This is a genomic window from Janthinobacterium sp. JC611 (assembly GCF_018682595.1).
GTDB lineage: Bacteria > Pseudomonadota > Gammaproteobacteria > Burkholderiales > Burkholderiaceae_D > Janthinobacterium.
In genome coordinates this window covers 373,596-393,284 of sequence record NZ_JAFLJN010000021.1, presented here as the reverse complement: position 1 = coordinate 393,284, position 19,689 = coordinate 373,596, and the positions used below count along the sequence as shown (strand labels likewise).

The 19,689-nt window shown below is 63.3% G+C and carries 15 protein-coding genes; 8 read left to right on the top strand and 7 right to left on the bottom strand.

Features of this window, described 5'->3' with window-relative positions:
• Window positions 1-46: 46 nt before the first annotated feature.
• Together J0O65_RS16125 and ppc are read right to left on the bottom strand one after the other, a co-directional pair.
• A complete protein-coding gene (locus tag J0O65_RS16125; RefSeq protein WP_215408208.1) occupies window positions 47-1,843 on the bottom strand; it encodes a PAS domain-containing sensor histidine kinase in 1,797 nt (598 codons plus the stop codon).
• A gap of 177 nt (window positions 1,844-2,020) precedes the next feature.
• A complete protein-coding gene (ppc, locus tag J0O65_RS16120; RefSeq protein WP_215408206.1) occupies window positions 2,021-4,867 on the bottom strand; it encodes a phosphoenolpyruvate carboxylase in 2,847 nt (948 codons plus the stop codon).
• A 240-nt stretch (window positions 4,868-5,107) separates the two neighbouring features.
• Between ppc and hemC the strand changes: the two genes are divergently transcribed.
• From hemC to J0O65_RS16100, 4 genes are read left to right on the top strand one after another with little or no spacing between them, the layout of a single operon-like run.
• Complete coding sequence (gene hemC / locus J0O65_RS16115; RefSeq protein WP_502793565.1) at window positions 5,108-6,118, top strand: hydroxymethylbilane synthase; 1,011 nt, start codon at window positions 5,108-5,110, stop codon at window positions 6,116-6,118.
• Window positions 6,111-6,893, top strand: coding sequence for a uroporphyrinogen-III synthase (locus tag J0O65_RS16110; RefSeq protein WP_215408204.1), 783 nt, complete (start codon window positions 6,111-6,113; stop codon window positions 6,891-6,893). Before hemC ends, J0O65_RS16110 begins: the two co-directional genes overlap by 8 nt.
• The gene (locus tag J0O65_RS16105; RefSeq protein WP_215408203.1) at window positions 6,890-8,044 is read left to right on the top strand and encodes a uroporphyrinogen-III C-methyltransferase; all 1,155 of its coding nucleotides are present in this window, start codon (window positions 6,890-6,892) and stop codon (window positions 8,042-8,044) included. The genes J0O65_RS16110 and J0O65_RS16105 overlap by 4 nt, the downstream gene beginning before the upstream one ends.
• Window positions 8,045-8,048: 4 nt before the next feature.
• On the top strand, window positions 8,049-9,245 hold the full coding sequence (locus J0O65_RS16100; RefSeq protein ID WP_215408201.1) for a heme biosynthesis protein HemY: 1,197 nt from the start codon (window positions 8,049-8,051) through the stop codon (window positions 9,243-9,245).
• Window positions 9,246-9,336: 91 nt separating this feature from the next.
• Here J0O65_RS16100 and J0O65_RS16095 read toward each other — a convergent pair whose 3' ends face one another.
• Window positions 9,337-11,763 (bottom strand): membrane-bound PQQ-dependent dehydrogenase, glucose/quinate/shikimate family, encoded by a 2,427-nt coding sequence (locus J0O65_RS16095; protein WP_251373782.1) that lies wholly within the window; start codon window positions 11,761-11,763, stop codon window positions 9,337-9,339.
• A 636-nt stretch (window positions 11,764-12,399) separates the two neighbouring features.
• Here J0O65_RS16095 and ppa point away from each other — a divergent pair.
• On the top strand, window positions 12,400-12,936 hold the full coding sequence (ppa, locus tag J0O65_RS16090) for an inorganic diphosphatase (RefSeq protein WP_215408199.1): 537 nt from the start codon (window positions 12,400-12,402) through the stop codon (window positions 12,934-12,936).
• Window positions 12,937-13,143: 207 nt separating this feature from the next.
• Window positions 13,144-13,725, top strand: a complete 582-nt coding sequence (locus tag J0O65_RS16085; protein WP_251373781.1) for an HdeD family acid-resistance protein — start codon at window positions 13,144-13,146, stop codon at window positions 13,723-13,725.
• A gap of 60 nt (window positions 13,726-13,785) precedes the next feature.
• On the opposite strand, the gene J0O65_RS16080 is transcribed toward J0O65_RS16085, so the two are convergent.
• A complete protein-coding gene (locus tag J0O65_RS16080) occupies window positions 13,786-14,931 on the bottom strand; it encodes a GNAT family N-acetyltransferase (protein WP_215408556.1) in 1,146 nt (381 codons plus the stop codon).
• Window positions 14,932-15,021: 90 nt separating this feature from the next.
• Here J0O65_RS16080 and J0O65_RS16075 point away from each other — a divergent pair, with 90 nt between their 5' ends.
• Together J0O65_RS16075 and J0O65_RS16070 are read left to right on the top strand one after the other, a co-directional pair.
• Window positions 15,022-16,638 (top strand): NAD+ synthase, encoded by a 1,617-nt coding sequence (locus J0O65_RS16075; RefSeq protein ID WP_215408197.1) that lies wholly within the window; start codon window positions 15,022-15,024, stop codon window positions 16,636-16,638.
• An 86-nt stretch (window positions 16,639-16,724) separates the two neighbouring features.
• Entirely contained in the window at window positions 16,725-17,063 is a 339-nt protein-coding gene (locus J0O65_RS16070) for a P-II family nitrogen regulator (protein WP_034758685.1), read from the top strand.
• Window positions 17,064-17,089: 26 nt separating this feature from the next.
• Here the strand turns inward: J0O65_RS16070 and J0O65_RS16065 are convergent, their stop codons facing one another.
• The 3 genes from J0O65_RS16065 to trxB all read right to left on the bottom strand — a co-directional run bounded on the left by J0O65_RS16065 (window position 17,090) and on the right by trxB (window position 19,478).
• Entirely contained in the window at window positions 17,090-17,719 is a 630-nt protein-coding gene (locus tag J0O65_RS16065) for a trimeric intracellular cation channel family protein (RefSeq protein ID WP_215408195.1), read from the bottom strand.
• 123 nt (window positions 17,720-17,842) lie between these two features.
• Window positions 17,843-18,517, bottom strand: a complete 675-nt coding sequence (locus tag J0O65_RS16060; protein ID WP_215408193.1) for a Smr/MutS family protein — start codon at window positions 18,515-18,517, stop codon at window positions 17,843-17,845.
• A 7-nt stretch (window positions 18,518-18,524) separates the two neighbouring features.
• The gene (trxB, locus tag J0O65_RS16055; protein WP_034758671.1) at window positions 18,525-19,478 is read right to left on the bottom strand and encodes a thioredoxin-disulfide reductase; all 954 of its coding nucleotides are present in this window, start codon (window positions 19,476-19,478) and stop codon (window positions 18,525-18,527) included.
• Window positions 19,479-19,689 lie beyond the last annotated feature (211 nt).

The following is a 19,689-nucleotide window of genomic DNA, read 5'->3' as shown; positions in this document are numbered from 1 at the left end:
CTCAAAGAAAAAACTTACTATACTTTCTTATGTTGAAAATGCATACTTAATTTACTACTGTTTTTGCTAATTTTTGTATTTCATCATGTTCGGCCGGCGCGCCTTTCCTCGTTTGCGGCAAGTGGATGGCCAGCACCGTGCCCCGGCCCGCCTGGCTGTCGATGCGCAGTTCGCCGCCCAGCGCATGCACGCGTTCGCGTATGCTTTTCAGGCCGAAGCCGGTCTTCTTGCCGTGGTCGCCGGGTTGCATGCCGATGCCGTTGTCGCTGATGCGCAGCACGATGGCATCCGTATCCTGCACCAGCGCCACTTCCACTTCGCTGGCCTGGGCGTGGCGCACGATGTTCGACAGCGATTCCTGCAGCACGCGGAAGATGGCCGACGTCTGGCGCTGATCCAGGCCCAGGTCGGGCGCCTCGCTGTCGAGCGAGAGCCGGTAGCGGATGGCGCCGCGCCCTTCCATCTGGCGCAGCAGCCATTCGGCCGCCGGACCCAGTCCCAGCTCCAGGGTGCTCGGGTGCAAGTCGTTGATGATGGTGCGCACCGAGCGGATGGTGGCGTCGATGGTGTCGAGCACGCGCTGGGCATGGTGGTGCAGGCGCGGATGGGTCCTGGCCGTGCGCGCATGCAGCAGCGACACGTCGATGCGCAGCACCATCAGGTTCTGGCCCAGGTCGTCATGGATGTCGAGCGCGATGCGGCGCCGCTCCTCTTCCTTGATGGTCTGCTGGTGGTCGCTCAGTTCGCGCAGTTGGGCCAGGGTGCGCTGCAGGTTTTCCTCGTTGCGCTTGCTTTCCGTGATGTCGATGGCCATGGCGATGATCATCTGCGGCCGGCCGTCCGCGTCGAATACGGGTTTCTTGTGCGTCTGCAGCAAACGATTCTCCTGCAACTGCGCGTTCCATACCAGTTCTTCGCGGATCACCACCTGGCGGCTGGCAAACGCTTCCTGGTCCGCCGCGTGGAAGCCTGCGTTTTGTTCCTTGGGGAAATGCTGCAAGTCGCGCCCTTCGGCGATGTCCTGCTGGCGCACGCCCCACTGCTGTTCGCAGGCCTGGTTCATCAGCACGATGCGCGAAGCGGCATCTTTGAGGAATAGCGACAGGGGCATCATGGAAATGATGTCCTGCAGCCGTTCTTCGCTGCGCGCCAGGGCCGCTTCCGTTTGCGCGCGCATGGCGATTTCCTCGGATAGCCGGATATTCACGTCGAGCAGCTGGGCCGTGCGCAGGGCCACGCGGTTTTCCAGCTCCGCATGGGCGACGCTCAAGGCGTGTTCGGCCCGCTTGTGTTCGGTAATGTCGCTGGCCAGCACGAGCGCGCCTGTCAGGCTGTCTTGCTGGTCGTACAGGCAGCGGCCGCTGATCATGGCCCAGCGTTCCGAGCCGTCGCTGTGCCAGTACTGCAGTTCGCCCATGCGGCTCTGTGCGTCCTCGCGCAGCAGCGGGCACAGGCGCAGCAGGTTCGACTTGTCGTGGAAGTCGCTCATCCTGTGACCCAGCAAGTGATCCGCCGGGATGCCCAGCATGTCGCACAGGCGCTGGTTGACATGCAATATCGTGCCTTGCACATCCGTTTGCCACATGCCGTCCTGCGCCGCCTCGCTCAGGTCGTGGTAGCGCATGGCGCTGGCGTCGAGCTGCAGCCGGGTGCTGGCCAGATGGGCGCGCAGCTTGCGCATCAGCCATACGGACGTGCCGGCGCAGGCCGCTACCAGCAGCGCCAGCCAGACATGCTCCCAGAAACCGAGTTCCTGCCAGGCCGCGCCCGTCAGCCAGCCCAGCATGATCAGGGTGAGGGCGGCGCATGCCGCGCCCAGCGTTTCAATCGACCATTTGCTCATCGGCGTTCCTGGCGTCATGGTTGGCCGCTGCGGTGCGCCTGGCGCCGGAGAGGGAAAAGTGTCAAACGCTAGTGTAATACCAATTGTTGTTTTCTTGAGAATATTTTTCCATCGGGCAAGTAAAAGGGCCGGCCCTTGCGGCGCCGGCCCCTGCCTGCCAAAGACGGCTGGCTGCGATCAGCCCGTGTTGCGCAGGCCGGCCGCCACGCCATTGATCGACAGCTGGATGCCGCGGTGCACCCTTTCGTCGATCCGGCTTTCCGCCGACAGGGCGCGGTTGCGCTTGATCAATTCCACCTGCAAGTGGTTCAGCGGATCGAGATAGGCGAAGCGGTTCTGGATCGAGCGGGCCAGCAGCGGGTTGCCCGCCAGGCGCTCCGTGTTGCCGGTGATCAGCTCCAGGCAGCGCAAGGTGGTGCCATGCTCTTCCGTGATGCGTTTGTAGATGCGTTCGCGCAAGTCCTGGTCCGCCACCAGTTCCGCATAGCGCGAGGCGATCGCCAGGTCCGTCTTGGCCAGCACCATGTCCATGTTCGACAGCAGGGTGGCAAAGAACGGCCATTCGGCATGCATGGCGCGCAGGGTGGCGATCCTGTCGTCCTGCGCGGCGCCGTCGGCCTGCTGGATCCAGGCCTCGATGGCGCTGCCGAAGCCGAACCAGCCCGGCAGCAGCAAGCGGCACTGGCCCCAGGAAAAGCCCCAGGGAATGGCGCGCAAGTCTTCGATGCGCTGGTTGGCCTTGCGCGAGGCGGGGCGCGAACCGAGGTTGAGCTCGGCAATTTCCGCGATTGGCGTGGCCGAGAAGAAATACTCGGTAAAGCCCGGCGTTTCATACACGAGGTGGCGGTAGGCGTGATAGGCGAGGTCCGACAGCTGCGCCATCACGGCTTCGAACTGCGCCAGCCGGCCGGTGCGGGCCGGATTGGCTTCCTGCGGCGCCAGGCTCGCTTCCAGGGTGGCGGCCACCAGCAATTCCAGGTTGCGCCTGCCGATTTCCGCGTTGGAAAACTTCGAGGCGATGATCTCGCCCTGTTCCGTCAGGCGGATCTGGCCGTTGACGGTGCCCGGCGGCTGGGCCAGGATGGCTTCGTAGCTGGGCCCGCCGCCCCGGCCCACCGTGCCGCCGCGGCCGTGGAACAGGCGCAGCTTGACGCCGGCCTTCTGGAAATCGGCGACCAGCGCCAGTTCCGCCTTGTACAGTTCCCAGTTGGACGTGAGGAAGCCGCCATCCTTGTTCGAATCGGAATAGCCGAGCATGACTTCCTGCAACTGTCCCTGCTTGGCGATCAGCTGTTTGACCAGGGGCAAGGCCATCAGTTCGCTCATGATGCCGGCCGCGCGCTGCAGGTCGGGGATCGTCTCGAACAGGGGAATGACCATCAGCTCGCACGTGCTGTCGCCGTCGGCCCCCGCCTTCCAGTCGGTGCGCAGCAAGCCCGTTTCCTTTTGCAGCAGCAACACTTCCAGCAAGTCGGACACGGTTTCCGTGTGCGAGATGATGTAGTTGCGGATGGCCCGCGCGCCGTAGCGCTGGCGGATGTCGCGCGCCGCGCGCAAAATCGCCAGTTCCGCATCCGTTTCCGCGGCATAGCCGATGTAGGGCGAGTACAGCAGGCGCGGCTGCGCCAGTTCGTTCAGCAGCAGCGTCTGCTTGTCTTCCTCGGGCAGGGCCGCGTAATCGGCCGCCACGCCGCTCTTGGCGAACAGGTCGGCCAGCACGCGTGCGTGCACGTCGGAGGTCTGGCGCATGTCGAGCGAGGCCAGGTGGAAGCCGAAGATGTCGGCCGCGCGCGCCAGGGTGGCCAGGCGCGGGCGCACGAGGGCCGCGCCGTGGTGCGCTTCGAGCGAGGCGACGACGGTGCGCAGGTCGGCGACAAAGGCGGCCGCGTCCGGATAGGCGGCCGCCGCGCCCACTTCCTTGCGCAGGATGTTGGTGGCGCCCAGCGCGCGGGCCGTGGCGGCCAGGCGCGCATAGATGCCGATCAGGGCGCGGCGGTAGGGCTCGTCGCTGCGGTGCGGCGAGGCGTCCGGCGACTGGTCGGCCAGCGCCTGCAGTTCGGCGCTCACGCCCACCATCAGGGTCGAGACGGACAATTCCGCGCCCAGCGCGTGCACTTCGTAGAGGTAAAAGTCGAGGATGGTGGTGGCGTGGCGCGCCAGCGCGTGCTGCATCGTGCCCGCGTTGACGTTCGGGTTGCCGTCGCGGTCGCCGCCGATCCAGCTGCCCATCTGCACGTAGGCGGCGTTGATCGGCTCGATCGTGCCGTCGCCGTTCGGGTACTCGGCGGCGATGTCGTCCTCGATGTCGTCATACAGGCCCGGCAGTTCGCGCAGGAAGGTGATGCGGTAGTAGGACAGGGCGTTTTCGATCTCGTCGGCCACCGTCAGCTTCGAGTAGCGCAGCATGCGCGTCTGCCACAAGGTGGCCACGCGCGAGCGCAGCAGTTGCATATTGGCGTGGCGCTCCTTCGGCGTCTGCGGCAAGTCGCGCTCGGCCAGCAGGCGCGCGATGTCGTGCTCGGCGTCGAGGATGCTCTTGCGCTGCACTTCCGTCGGGTGGGCCGTCAGCACGGGGGCGATCAGGGCGTCCTGGAAAAAGGTGTCGACGGTCTTGCGCGGCACGCCGGCCAGGCGCAGTTTTCTCAGCGCGAAGCTGACGCTGCCCTTTTGCGCCGGCGAGCCGGCCAGCAGGTGGGCGCGGCGGCGGCGGATGTGGTGCTGGTCTTCCGCAATGTTGGCCAGGTGCGAAAAGTAGGAAAAGGCGCGCACGACGGAGATCGTCTGTTCGCGGCTCAGTTCCTTGAGCATGGCGTCGAGTTCCAGCGCGGCGCCCGCGTCCGCTTCGCGGCGGAAGCGCACGGACGTCTGGCGGATGGTTTCCACCACATGGAAGACGGCGTCGCCTTCCTGTTCGCGCAGCACGTCGCCCAGCAGGCGGCCCAGCAGGCGGATGTCTTCCTTCAGCGGCGCGTCCTTGTCGGAGCCGGCCGGGACTATTTCTGGTGCTACTGCGTCATTGAGCATAATAAAGAACCAAAGTAAGTGTAAAAGCAAGGGAATGTGGATCGCACCGGGCGTTTGGCCGCAGAGGGGAGGGGGCGCATGATAAAATTTGTGGTCTTCAACATGGACGCTAGCCTGACTTGGCCGTATAGGCAAAGCGATAACGATTATAGCGACGCCGGGCGCCATTTCGATACATATCGGTATCACTTCCGGCGAAATGGCAACGAAAAACGACAACGACAGCGAAAGAACCTTGTTTTGAAAGCATCCGAATTGACCCCGAACGAATTGAAGCCGCAGATTCCCGCCCGCCTGGTGATCGCCACGCGCGAGAGCCGTCTTGCCATGTGGCAAGCTGAACACGTGCGCGCGCGCCTGGCCGCCCTGTATCCGCAGTGTAGCGTTGAAATTCTCGGCATGACCACACGCGGCGACCAGATTCTGGACCGCGCCTTGTCCAAGGTAGGCGGCAAGGGCCTGTTCGTCAAGGAGCTGGAAGTGGCGATGGAAGAGGGCCGCGCCGACCTGGCCGTGCATTCGCTGAAAGACGTGCCGATGGAGTTGCCGGATGGCTACAGCCTGGCCGCCATCCTCGAGCGCGAAGACCCGCGCGACGCCTTCGTGTCGAACGATTACGCCAGCCTGGCCGAGCTGCCGCACGGCGCCGTCGTCGGCACCAGCAGCCTGCGCCGCCAGTCGCTGATCGCCGCGCGCTATCCGCACCTGACGATTTTGCCCCTGCGCGGCAATCTCGATACGCGCTTGGGCAAGCTGGACCGTGGCGATTACGCCGCCATCATCCTGGCCGCCGCCGGCTTGAAACGCCTGGGCCTGGCGTCGCGCATCCGCGCCGTGCTGGCGCCGGAAGACAGCTTGCCGGCCGCCGGCCAGGGCGCCATGGCGATCGAGATCCGCAGCGCGCGCGCCGACGGCGCCGAGCTGCTGCGCCTGCTGGCGCCGCTCAACCATGCCGATACGGCGCGCGCCGTCACGGCCGAGCGCAAGGTGTCGAAGATTTTCGGCGGCAGTTGCCAGATTCCGCTGGCCGCGTTCGCCACCGTCGAGGGCGAGCAGATGCGCTTGCGCGCCATGGTCGCCACGCCCGATGGCGCGCGCATGGCCAGCGCCGACGTCAGTGGCCCGGCCGGCGCGCCGGAACTGCTGGGCGAACGGGTGGCCGAACTGCTGCGCGGGCAGGATGCCGCCGGCATCCTCGCCTCGTGCTTTGTCACGCCCGACAACCATGAAGGCCTGGCGCCGCATGCCTGACAGCGTGGTCATCACGCGGCCCGCGGCGCAGGCGGGGCCGCTGGCCGCCCGGATCGCGGCGCTGGGTTGGCCCGTGACCCTGCTGCCGCTGCTGGAAATCCACGCGCTTGACGGCGCGGAGGAATGCGCGCGGCTGCAAGCCGTGCTGGCGCGCCTGCGCGATTACGACCTGGTGGCGTTCGTCTCGCCGAACGCCATCGACTGCGTCTTTGCGCACCTGCCCGCCTGGCCAGCCGGCCTGCCGCTGGCCGTGGTGGGCGAGGGCAGCCGGATGGCCCTGGCCGCGCATGGCGTCACGCAGGCCAACGCCAGCATCACCAGTCCGCTCGACACGGCGCGCAGCGATTCCGAACATTTGCTGTTGGCGCTGGACTTGCCGGCCCTGCGCGGCAAGCGCGTGCTGATCGTGCGTGGCGATGGCGGACGCGACTACCTGGCCGATGGCTTGCGCGCGGCCGGCGCCGAAGTCGAGTTCGTCACGGCCTACCGCCGCCAGGTGCCGACGCTGACGCCGGCCTTGCGGGCGACCCTGGAAAACCTGTTGCAGCATAATAATGACTGGATCATCACCAGCTCGGAAGCGCTGCGCGGCTTGCTGGCGCTGCTGGGCGGAATGGATGCTGAAAAGATAGCTGTTGCGAAAATGCAACAGCAGCATCTGATCGTGCCGCACGCCCGCATTGCACAAACGGCGGCGGCCCTGGGTTTTGCCCATGTCACCTTGACAGGATCAGGCGACGCAGGAGTGCTCGCCGCGTTACAATCACGACCATGAACGACATGCCTACACTCTCCGAACCGAATGCATCGCCTGGCGGCGCCGTGAAGACGGCGCCGCAGGCGGCCGACCAACCCGCCGGCCGCGCGCCGACCCTGCTCGAACAGCTGCAAAAGCCCATGAGCATCGCCGTCATCGTGCTGGCCGTGCTGCTGGCTGCGCAAAGCTGGTCGACCAGCAAGCAGATCCGTAACCTGCGCGAAGAAGTGGCCAAGCGCCTGCAAAAGGGCGATGTCAGCAATGCCGAAACGGGCGTGCTGGCGCGCAACGTGCAAGAAGGCACGAAAGAGCTGCAAATCAAGGTGGGCGCGCTGGAAAACCGCCAGAGCGAAACGCAAAGCCAGCAGCTGGCCCTGGAACAACTGTATAACGACTTGTCGAAGAACCGCGACGAGTGGGCGCTGACGGAAATCGAGCAAGTGCTGTCGACGGCCAGCCAGCAGCTGCAACTGGCCGGCAACGTGCCGGGCGCGCTGATCGCCCTGCAAAACGCGGACCGCAGCCTGTCGCGTTCCGACAAGCCGCAATTCATCACCATCCGCCGCGCCATCGGCCGCGACATGGAAAAGCTCAAGGCCCTGCCCAGCGTCGATTCGACGGGCGTGGCGCTGCGCCTCGATGCCGTGATCGCCCAGGTCGATTCCCTGCCGATGCTGTCCGATGAAACGCCGGCCTTGCCGGCCGCGCCGGAAAAGCCGAAGAAGGCCGGAGCCAAGCCCGTGCGCGATGCGGCCGGCAAGCTGGTGGGACCGCCGGCGCCGGAACCGCTGCTGCAGAAAGTGCGCGACGGCTTCAATACCTGGAGCGGCGACATGTGGGCCGACGTGCGTCAATTGATCCGCATCCGCCGCGTCGATACGCCGGAAGCGCTGATGCTGTCGCCGACGCAATCGTATTTCTTGCGTGAAAACGTCAAGCTGCGCCTGCTCAATGCCCGCATGGCCTTGTTGTCGCGCAATGAAACCGCCTTCCGCAACGACTTGATCGCCGCGCAGGATGCGCTGGCCAAGTATTTCGACACCCGCGCCAAGAGCACGCAGACGGCGCAAGCCCTGCTGCGCCAGGTGCAAGGCAGCAACCTGGCCATCGAAATGCCAACCTTGTCCGACAGTCTGACGGCTGTGCGCAACTACAAAGCGAAGTCCTGAGCCCATGCGTCTATTTCTCTGGTTACTCGCCCTGATGGCCGCGGCGATCGGTATCGCCGTGACGGCCCGTTTTAATCCTGGCAACGTGGTGCTGTTCTATCCGCCGTACCGCATCGATTTGTCGTTGAACTTCTTCCTGCTGCTGCAGGTCGTGCTGTTCGTGCTGCTGTACCTGCTGGTGCGCGCCGTGCGCGCCACCGTGCGCATGCCGGCGCAAGTGGCGGCCTACCGCCAGCGCAAGCGTGAGCGCGATGGCAACAAGGGCTTGCGCGAAGCCTTGAAAGCCCTGTTCGAAGGCCGCTTCGGCCATGCGGAAAAGGCCGCCTTGCGCGCCGCCGAGCTGGACGAAAACGCTGGCCTGGCCGCCTTGATCGGCGCGCGCGCCGCGCACCGCATGCGCCAGTCCGAACGCCGCGACAGCTGGCTGTCCCGCGTCGAAGGCGACGCCAGCCTGAAGACGGCCCGTTTGATGACGGTGACGGAATTGCTGGTCGACGACCACCAGCCGGAAGCGGCCCTGGCCGCCGTGCGCGAACTCAATGCCAGCGGCACGCGCCATATCCACGCGCTGCAATGGTCGCTGAAAGCCGAACAGCAGGCGAAGAACTGGCCGGAAGTGCTGCGCCTCGTGCGTTCGCTCGACAAGCACCGCGCCCTGCATCCGGCCCTGTCGTCGCGCCTGCGCGAGCTGGCCTACGACCATCTGCTGTCCGACCCATCGCATGACGCCGAATCCCTGATGCGCGTGTGGTCCACCGTGCCCAGCAGCGACCGGGTCAAGCCCTACATCGCCTGCCGCGCCGCCACTGCCCTGAACGCGCGCGGCCTGCACGACGAAGCGCGCCTCGTGTGCGAAGAGTCGCTGGCGGCCGACTGGGACGAGCGCGTCGTGCGCGCCTACCGCGAAGCGGCGGCGCCGAGCGGCACGCCGGCCCTGCTGCTGCAGATCGAACATTGCGAGCAATGGATGAAGCAGCGTCCGCTGGATGCGGAACTGGCGCTGACCCTGGGCACCTTGTGCCTCAAGCAAAAACTGTGGGGCAAGGCCCAGCGCCACCTGGAGCAGGCTTTGTCGGATGCGAACGAGCCGCACATGGTGCGCGACGCCCACCTGAAGCTGGCGCAGATGCACGACGCCTTGCAGCAGACGGAACAGGCTGCCGCCCATTACCGCCAGTGCGCGCTGGCCACCATCCTGTAAGCCAATCGTCCAGACGTAAAAAAGCCGTTCAGTGCAGACTGAACGGCTTTTTTTGTGCGCGCACTCCAAGGCGGAGCGCGCTGCTACCTGTTTATTTCTTCGGTACGGCAGTGCCTTCGGGCAAGGCATACGCGACCAGGGTGTCGCTCATCTTCGTGCCCAGCGAACCGTGGCCGCCGGCCATGACGACGACGAACTGGCGTCCCGACTTGTTCGACACATAGCTCATCGGCGTAGCCTGGCCGCCGGCTGGCAGGCGGGCTTTCCAGATGACTTTACCGTTGCTGACGTCATAGCCGCGGATATAGTAGTCGAGGGTGCTGCTGAGGAAGGTCACGCCGCCACCGGTGGTGACCATGCCGCCCAGGCTGGGCACGCCCAGTGGCAAGGGGATCGGCACGGGACCGCTGTCGCGCGTGGTGCCGTTCTTGTGCATCCATACTTTCTTCATGGTGCGCAGGTCGACGGCGGCCACATAGCCCCACGGCGGTGCCTGGCATGGGAAGCCCAGCGGCGACAAAAAGGCCTTGATTTCCACGGCGAACGGGACGCCCGTCTGCGGCTGCAAGCCCATTTCACCGCCGGTGCCGCCCTTGGCCGTCGTTTCCGCGCGCGGCACGAGTTTTTCCAGGAAGCCCATGTAGTCAGGGTTGACGATCAACAACTGGCGCACGGGGTCGATGGCGGCGCCGCCCCATTCGAAGATGCCGAGCGGGCCCGGCGAGATGACGGCGCCCTTGCCGGCCGTTTGCGGCGTGAACGGGCCTTCATAGCGGCGTTCCTTGAAGATGATGCGGCAAGCGAGCTGGTCGAACGGCGTGGTGCCCCACATGTCCGTTTCGCTGATATTGCGCTCAGGCAAGAAGGTGAGGGCCGAGAATGGCTGCGTGGGCGACAGGGTGTCGCCGGCGGCAGGATTGCTCGTCGGTACCGGTTTTTCCGGCGCCGGCACGACCAGGCTGCCGTCGCGGCGGTCGATCACGTAAATGTCGCCGCGTTTCGTCGTGGCCACGACCGATGGCACTTTGCCTTTCGGCGTGTCGATGTCGACCAGCGAAGGCTGTCCGCCGATATCCATGTCCCAGATATCGTGGTGCACGGTCTGGTAGACCCAGCGTACTTTACCGGTCGCCAGGTCCAGCGCGACGATGGCGCTGTTGAATTTCTCGCCATTCTTGTTGCGCTTGCCGCCCCAGGTATCGGGGGTTTCATTGCCCATCGGAATGTAGACCATGCCCAGCTTTTCATCGATGCTGGCCACGCCCCACGAGTTGGGCGAGTTGTTGGTGTAGTTCTTGCCTTCAGGGAAAGGTGCGGTATCTTCCGGCGTGGCCGGGTCCCAGTTCCACATCAGCTTGCCGGTCACGGGATCGTAGCCGCGGATCACGCCCGATGGCTCTTGCGTTGAATGGTTGTCCGTCACGCTGGCGGCGATCACGGCCACGTTTTGCGCCACGGCCGGCGGCGAGGTCGGCATCAGGAAACCGCGCTTGATCATGGCCATGTTCTTATACAGGTTGACGACGCCGTTGTTGCCAAAGCTCTTGCACGACTCGCCCGTATCGGCGTTGACGGCGATCATGGTGCCATCCATGGTCGGCGCCAGGATGCGGCGCGGGCATTCCATGCTGGCCGCCTCGGGGGCGGGATTGTTCTTCGCGCGGCCCGCATTGACGTCCCAGTAGGCGACGCCACGGCAGATCATGTGCTGGTAGCTGGCCGCATCGCGGTTGATCTTTGGATCGTGGCGCCAGATTTCCTTGCCCGTGTCCGGATTCAGGGCGATGACGATATTGTGCGGCGTGCACAGGTACAGCATGTCATTGACCTTCAGCGGCGTGACTTCGTTGGCGATCTCGCCCGGGTCGGTCAAGCCCTTGAAGTCGCCCGTGTGGTAGGTCCAGGCTTCTTTCAGGCCGGATATATTGGCTGGCGTGATCTGCGCGGCCGGCGCATAACGGTCGCCATAGCCGGAGCGGCCATACGCGGACCAGTCGTTGTGCTCGACGCCGGGCGCCAGGTCGCCAGTGGCGGTGGCGGCCATGTTTTCGGCCGGCACGTCGCCATGCAGGTCATGGTAGTCCTGGAACAGGGCGATGACGCCGGCGACGACGGTCAGGGCCACGGCGGCGGAGAGGGCCGTCTTGCCCACTTGCGGTCGTTTTGCGGAGGCGGGTGGCGCCAGGCGGCGGCTGACGAAGGGCAGCAGCAGCCAGACGGCGGCGGCAAACCAGATGTCGAGGCGCGGCAGCAATTGCCACCAGTCGAATTTCACTTCAATGAGGGACCAGATCAGGGTGGCGAGCAACAGCAGCGCCATGCACGGTTGCGCGCTGCGCTTGCCCTGGAATACCAGCGCGCCGGCGATCAGCATGCCTATGCCGGCCAGCAAGTAGTACCAGGAGCCGCCGAGCGTGGCCAGCCAGATGCCGCCGCCCAGCAGGGCGAGGCCAAACAGAATGAAAATAACGCCGGTGACCTTTAATAAAGGCCCGGGCCGGAAAGAGGGAATCATCATATTCCTTTTTGCAAGGATTTATCGGTGGCGCGTTGATGCGCCATATTGAATTCAGGGAAGGCGTCGATTGCAGAATCTACAAAGTTTGGAATCACCAGAATGTGATAGTTTATCAGAATTGATGATTGTCTTCTGGTCGCGCCATTTTTAGGCGGGGCCGCCATTTGAATCAAATAAACACTTCAAATAAGAGCAAATATTATGCTGGATCAGGGGCGCGCCCGGCTGGCAGGCCGTTTTGGGGGGCAGGGAAAGGAGGGCGTTGAAACGGTGGCGCAATAATACGGCGGCAGCGCGGGATAATGATCATCAGACTGTTGTTATAAGTGGCTGCAAAAAATGCAATGCGGATTGTCATAACCCTGTTAATGGCATGGTGATATTGAAATGAAAATATGCCGATATTTCATCCGAATTAATTCAAGGTGCCGGTAGTATTGCTTAAGTGTTTCTACTTATTATTGTCGCTGGCCTGTTTATTTTATCGATGGCCGGCTGCGGGCGCCGGCGGACGGTGCAGGCCACCGTTGCTGGCGTGTTGCGCAAAACACCGGCGGGCCACTGCTGCATCGCACAAGCTGCCTGTACTTCGCTATAATTGCGCGGTTAAAACACCATCCGCTAATGAGGAACCCCATGAGTTTGAATAACGTCTCTTCCGGCCGCGACCTGCCGAACGATTTCAACGTCGTCATCGAAATCCCGATGAATGCCGATCCGATCAAGTACGAAGTCGACAAGGAAAGCGGCGCGATCTTCGTCGATCGCTTCATGGGTACCGCCATGCATTACCCGTGCAACTACGGCTACGTGCCGAACACCCTGTCGCCGGATGGCGACCCGGTTGACGTGCTGGTCATCACCCCGTTCCCGCTGATTCCCGGCGTGGTCGTGCGCTGCCGTCCTATCGGCGTGCTGAAAATGACCGACGAGTCGGGCGAAGACGCGAAAGTGCTGGCCGTGCCAGTCGACAAGGTCCTGTCGATCTACAGCCACTGGCAAAAGCCGGAAGACTTGAACGAACTGCGCCTGCGCCAGATCCAGCATTTCTTCGAGCACTACAAAGATCTGGAAAAAGGCAAATGGGTCAAGATCGACGGCTGGCATGGTCCTGAAGTGGCCAAGGAAGAAATCCTGAACGGCGTCGCCGCCTTCAAGAAAGATGCTGCCTAAGCATTGACTCTGCGTCAGAAGACGGCCGCCCACCCCGGGCCTGGCCTGTTTTCATTCGTGTGCGAGTAAAAAACGCACCCTGCTATGATGGCCGGGTGCGTTTTTTTATGGCCACATGCGTCATGCTTGCCGATGAATGCGGCTGTTTTCACACGTCAAAATAGTTATCAAAAATTTAATCTCGCAGCAAGTTATCCGGGAGGTGATATGCATTCTGACCATTTATTCATGCGCTCGTGGTGGGTGCTGGCCCTGCGTGGCCTGGCCGCGATCGCCTTTGGCGTGATCACCCTGGCGCTGCCGGGCGTGACGGTATTGTCCTTGCTGATGGTGTTTGCCGCCTACGCGCTGCTGGGCGGCGGCGCGTCCGTCGTCGGGGCGTTCAGCAACCGCAAGCATGGCGGCGACTGGTGGGCCTTGCTGCTGCTGGGTATCTGCGGCCTGGCCGTGGGCATGTTGACCATCATCTACCCGCTGCTGACGACGTTTGCCTTGATCGTCTTGATCGGCGTCAATGCGCTGATATCGGGCGTGTTCGATATCGTGCTGGCGATCCGCCTGCGCAAGGCCATCCGGGGTGAATGGTTGCTGGTGCTCAATGCCATCATTTCCATCGCCTTCGGCATCCTGATCCTGGCATTCCCCGCCGCCGGCACCTTTGCCCTCGTGTGGATGATCGGCGTGTATGCCTTGCTGACGGGTATCTTGTTGCTGAGCTTGGCATGGCGCGCCTACCGGCTGAAAAAGGACGGCGCCCTCGGTGCCGGTGCGGGCCGCTCGGCCGCCTGATCCCGCCCGTGCCGGCATGACGACAGGCGCTCCCCGCCACTTGGCCGGGAACGTTTTTTCTTACGGCGCCGTCGCGGAGCGAAACGGGCTGTGCTCGTTCAATTCATCGAGGTAGGCGTCGATGCCGCCCCGTTCGCGTTCGAGGAAGCGTTGCACGGCGTCGGCGAAGGCCGGGTGCGCCAGCCAGTGGGCGGACCAGGTCTTTTGCGGCAGGAAGCCGCGCGCCATCTTGTGCTCGCCCTGGGCGCCGCCCTCGAAGGTGGCGATGCCGTTGGCGATGCAAAACTCCAGCGGCTGGTAATACGCCGTCTCGAAATGCAAACAGGGCACGTGTTCGAGCGCGCCCCAGTAGCGGCCATACAGGGTATTGCTCGTGTGGATCAGCAGCGAGGCGGCAATGGCCCGGCCTTCGCGTTCGGCGATCACCAGTAAAATGTTCTGCGGCATGGTGGCGCCGATGCGGCGGAAGAAGTTCAGCGACAGATAGGGCGAAGACCGGTGTTCCGCATAGGTATTGCTGTAGCAGCGGTGGAACAACTGCCAGTCGGCCTCCGTGGCGTTGCTGCCGCGCACCTGGCGCATGACCACGCCCGCTTCCCGCACCTTGCGCCGCTCGGCGCGGATATTCTTGCGCTTCTTGTGTTCCAGGGTGGCGAGGAATTGCTCGAAATCCGTGTAGCCGGGATTGAGCCAGTGAAACTGCACGCCACTACGCATCAGGTAGCCGGCCGCCGCCAGCTGGCGCGCTTCGCTTTCCGGCGGGAACAGGATGTGGCAGGATGACACTGCTGCCGCCTGCTGCTGGGCCTGCAAAAAGGCCAGCAGGGCGGCGCGCGCCTGTCCATCGCGGGCCAGCAGGCGCGTGCCGCTGACGGGCGTAAACGGAATCGCCGACAACAGTTTCGGGTAATATTCGAGACCATGCTGCTGATAAGCATCGGCCCAGGCCCAGTCGAACACGTACTCGCCATACGAGTGCATCTTCAGATACAGGGGCAGGGCGGCGGCCAGCACATCGCCTTGCCACAGCGCCAGGTAATTCGGCTGCCAGCCCGTGTCCGCGCTGGCGCAGCCGGACTCGTGCAGCGCGTGCAGGAAGGCGTAGGAAAGGAAGGGATTGGCCTCGGCCTGGCTGGCCAGCAGTTCAGTCCAGGCCGCTTCGCCAATTTCAGCCAGGGTAGAGACGATTGCCGTGCGATAATTCATTGTTGTAGTGTGCATTCATCACTCTCGGGGCGCCGCCATCGGCCTGCGCGCCCCTGTCTTGTTTAATAGAACGAAATATCCATCATCATCATGACAGTCAAAGTCGCAATTGCTCAAATGAATAGTACGGTCGGCGATCTGGCCGGCAACCGTGCCAAGATCTTCGACCTTTCCCGTCGCGCCTTTGAGGCGGGCGCCGATATCGTGCTCACGCCGGAACTGTCGCTGGTCGGCTATCCACCCGAGGACCTGTTGCTGCGCAATGCATTCTACGCAAAAACGCAGGAAGCGTTTGCGGCGCTGGCCTTGGAACTGGCCCAGTTCAAGGATTTGCATGTGGTGGTGGGCTTGCCCCTGCAGGACGAGAAGGGCGTGCGCCACAATGCCGCCTCCGTGCTGCTGAACGGCGAAGTGCTGGGCACCTACCGTAAGCATGACTTGCCGAACACCACTGTTTTCGATGAAAAACGTTACTTTACGTCGTCGGACCAGGCTTTCGTGTTTGGCGTGAAGGGTGTGCGTTTCGGTATCAATATCTGCGAAGACACGTGGTTCGAACATGCGCCGATGCGCGCCCGCGCGGCCGGCGCGCAAGTGCTGCTGGTGCCGAACGGTTCCCCCTACCACATGAACAAGCAGCATCTGCGCTATGACACCATGCGCAGGAATGTCAGCGCGCAAGGCATGGCCCTCGTCTACGCCAACCTGGTCGGTGGCCAGGACGAACTGATTTTCGATGGCGATTCGTTCGTCATGGATGCGGCCGGCACCATTTGCGCCCAGCTGCGCCACTTCGAGGAAGACTTGCAGCTGGTCGAGTTCGACGGCGCCACGCCCGTGCCGCAGCCGCTGGCCGCGCCGCTGACGACGGAGGCGCAGGTGTACCAGGCGCTGGTGCTGGGCGTGCGCGACTATATCGTCAAGAACGGCTTCCCTGGCGTGCTGATCGGTATGTCGGGCGGCGTCGATTCCGCGCTGACCCTGGCCATCGCCGTCGATGCGCTGGGCGCCGACAAGGTGCGCGCCGTCATGATGCCGTCGCAATTCACGGCCGATATCTCGTGGATCGATTCGCGCGACATGGTAAAACGCCTCGATGTGCGCTACGATGAAATTCCGATCAAGCAAACATTCGACGCCTTCCGCGCCACCCTGGCTGACGAGTTCGCCGGACTGGCGGAAGACGCGACGGAAGAGAACATCCAGGCGCGCATCCGTGGCACCTTGCTGATGGCCTTGTCGAACAAGCATGGCAGCATCGTGCTGACGACGGGCAACAAGAGCGAGATGGCCGTCGGCTATTGCACCCTGTATGGCGACATGGCGGGCGGCTTTGCCGTGATCAAGGATATCGCCAAGACCCTCGTGTACCGCCTGTGCGCGTACCGTAACGGGGTGTCGGACGTGATACCCGAGCGTATCCTGACGCGGGGACCGTCGGCCGAGCTGCGCGCGGACCAGCTGGACCAGGATTCCTTGCCGCCGTACGACGTGCTCGACGGCATCATGCAGCTGTACATGGAAGAAAACCGGCCGATCGCCGAGATTATCGAGGCTGGCTACCCGCCGGCCGATGTGGCCCGGGTCACGCGCCTGATCAAGATCAATGAATACAAGCGGCGCCAGTCGCCGGTGGGCATCCGCGTCACGCACCGTGGCTTCGGCCGCGACTGGCGTTATCCCATTACGTCGAAGTTTTACGAATAACGTGGGGAACCCCGCCAAACCCGGTTTTGCGGGGTCCCGTTAAGCCAGCTAATGAAGAACTGATGATTACCAATAAGGAGAAAGCCATGAAGCAGATTACAGCCATCATCAAACCATTCAAGCTCGACGAAGTACGCGAGGCCCTGGCCGATGTGAACGTGACGGGCTTGACCGTGACGGAAGTGAAGGGCTTCGGCCGCCAGAAGGGCCATACCGAGCTGTACCGTGGTGCCGAGTACGTGGTCGACTTCCTGCCAAAGGTCAAAGTCGAAGTGGTGGTGGATGACAGCGTGTCGGAACTGGTGGTCGACGCCATCATCAAGGCGGCCCGCACGGGCAAGATCGGCGACGGCAAGATCTTCGTGCGCGACGTGGAGCAGGTCATCCGCATCCGTACGGGCGAAACGGGTCCCGACGCCGTTTAAGCGTTACCTGCCGGGGCGGCTGTTGTTCAGCGCCCCAGCCGCATGTCGAATTTCCAGCAGATCAGGCGCAAGATGGTGATGCCGCTGGCGCTGGTCCACAGCGCAAAGTCGTGCTCGGCGCCGAAGTGCATCTGCAGCAGGTAGGCCCAGCAGCCGAAAAACGCGCAGATGGCGTACGGTTTGCCGTCGCGGAACACCATCGGCACTTCGTTGCAGACGATGTCGCGCATCACGCCGCCAAAAATCCCCGTAATCACCCCCATCATCGAGGCAATAAAAATCGGCATGCCGGCGCGCATCGCTTCGGCCACGCCCGCGATGGCGAACATGCCCAGGCCGATGGCGTCGGCCACGATGATCAGGCGTTCCGAGACGATCTGGCGCAAGTGCTGGATCAGGGGCGCGGCCGTCAGGGCCAGCACGAAGATGAGAATCGCGTATTCCTGGTGCGACACCCAGAACAGGGGCCGTTTGTCGAGCAGGATGTCGCGCAGGGTGCCGCCGCCAAACGCCGTGATGAAGGCCACGACGAACACGCCGACGAGGTCCATGCGCTTGCGGCGCGCCTCGATGAAGCCGGAAAACGCGCCCACCAGGATGGCGATGATCTCGATGATCTTGATCAAGGAGCCAGGCGGCAATTGGGGTGGCATCATGGGTGGAGCGCTTGAGCAGGAAATAATTGTCACAGGTTAACATGACACGGCCCCGAATGGTGACAAACGGGGCCGTGTGCAGGGTGTAACTTGTGACGGAATGGTGTTTTCTTGCTGGCAAGCTCAGCGAATGGGCTGCAGCGCGGAAGAAAGCAGTACCACCAGCGCGCCATCGCCCCCTTCGGAGCGGCGCGCCTGGCAAAAGGCGACGACTTCATCCTTTTGCACGAGCCAGCTGTGCACCATCGATTTCAAGACCGGTTCCTGGCCTTTGGAGCCGAAACCCTTGCCGTGGATCACGCGCACGCAGCGCAGCTTGCGTCGCGTCGCCTGGTTCAGGAAGGCGCCGATGCCGTCGCGCGCCTCGTCGCGGCGCAAGCCGTGCAAGTCCAGCTCATCCTGGATGGGCCAGTGGCCCTTGCGCATCTTCTTGACCACGTCCGGCCCCACGCCGGGGCGGGCGTAGTTCAGGGCCGGATCGTTTTCCAGGTAATGGTCGACCTCGAACAAGTCCGACAACGACTCGCGCAGCACGGCCGCATCGTCCTCTTCCGGAGACAGCTTGCGGGCCGGCTGCTGAACGCTTGCCGCGCCCGCCTTGGGCAGGCTGGGCACGTAGCGGTCCGACTCGGGCAGGCGCTTGACGCCGCCGATGCTGGCCTTGAACAGATTGCTTTCCACGGCCTGCACCTTGACTTGCTTGATGCGCTCGGCCTCGGCCTGGGCGCGCGCCTCCGCCTGTTCCTTGAGCTGCTTGCTGACCGCTTTCAGGTCGGCAAAGTCTTTCATCGACGCCATGCGACGCTTACTCCTGGCCTTCCAGGTAGCGCTGGGCGTCCAGTGCTGCCATGCAACCCGTGCCGGCGCTGGTGATGGCCTGGCGGTAGATATGGTCTTGCACGTCGCCAGCGGCGAACACGCCCGGCGCGCTGGTGGCCGTGGCCATCCCTTCCAGGCCGGTTTTCGTCTTGATGTAGCCGTTGTGCATGTCCAGCTGGCCTTCGAAGATGCCCGTGTTCGGCTTGTGGCCGATGGCGATGAACACGCCGTGCACGCTCAATGCTTCAACCTTGCCGTCGATGGTCGACTTGATGTTCAAGCCCGTCACGCCGCCTTCGTTGCCCGTCACTTCGTCCAGGGTGTGGTTATATTTCAACACAATCTTGCCTTCGGCAACCTTGGCGTTCAGGCGGTCGATCAAAATCGCTTCCGCGCGGAACTTGTCGCGGCGGTGGATCAGGGTGACTTTATTGGCGATGTTCGACAGGTACAGCGCTTCCTCGACGGCCGTGTTGCCGCCGCCGACGACGGCCACTTCCTGGTTGCGGTAGAAGAAGCCATCGCAGGTGGCGCAGGCGGACACGCCCTTGCCCATGAATTCCGCTTCCGATGGCAGGCCCAGGTATTGCGCGGACGCGCCCGTGGCGATGATCAGGGTGTCGCACGTGTATTCGTGGCTGTCGCCCTTCAGGCGGATCGGTTTTTCATTCAGGAAAGTGGTGTGGATGTGATCAAACACGATTTCCGTATTGAAGCGCTCGGCGTGCTGCAGCAAGCGCTGCATCAGGTCCGGGCCTTGCACGCCCATGGGGTCGCCGGGCCAGTTTTCCACGTCGGTGGTGGTCATCAATTGACCGCCTTGTTCCACGCCGGTGACCAGCATCGGGTTCAGGTTGGCGCGGGCGGCGTAGACGGCGGCGCTGTAGCCGGCTGGGCCGGAGCCGAGGATCAAAACGCGGGCGTGTTTGGTAGTGGTCATGGGAGGCTTCTCTATGAGTAGGGTCTATCCGAATTGGGGGCATACGCGCGAAGAACAAGGGCGTATTGCGCTTGCGCAAGCAATCCACGATTATAGACCAAGCTGCCTGTAGCGACGAATCGTGGGGCCGTCCGGGGCATATATGGCTTAGAATACTTCCTTATTATGGGAAATTCCCTTTCAGAAACATTTTTCACCTTGCAGCGCTTCC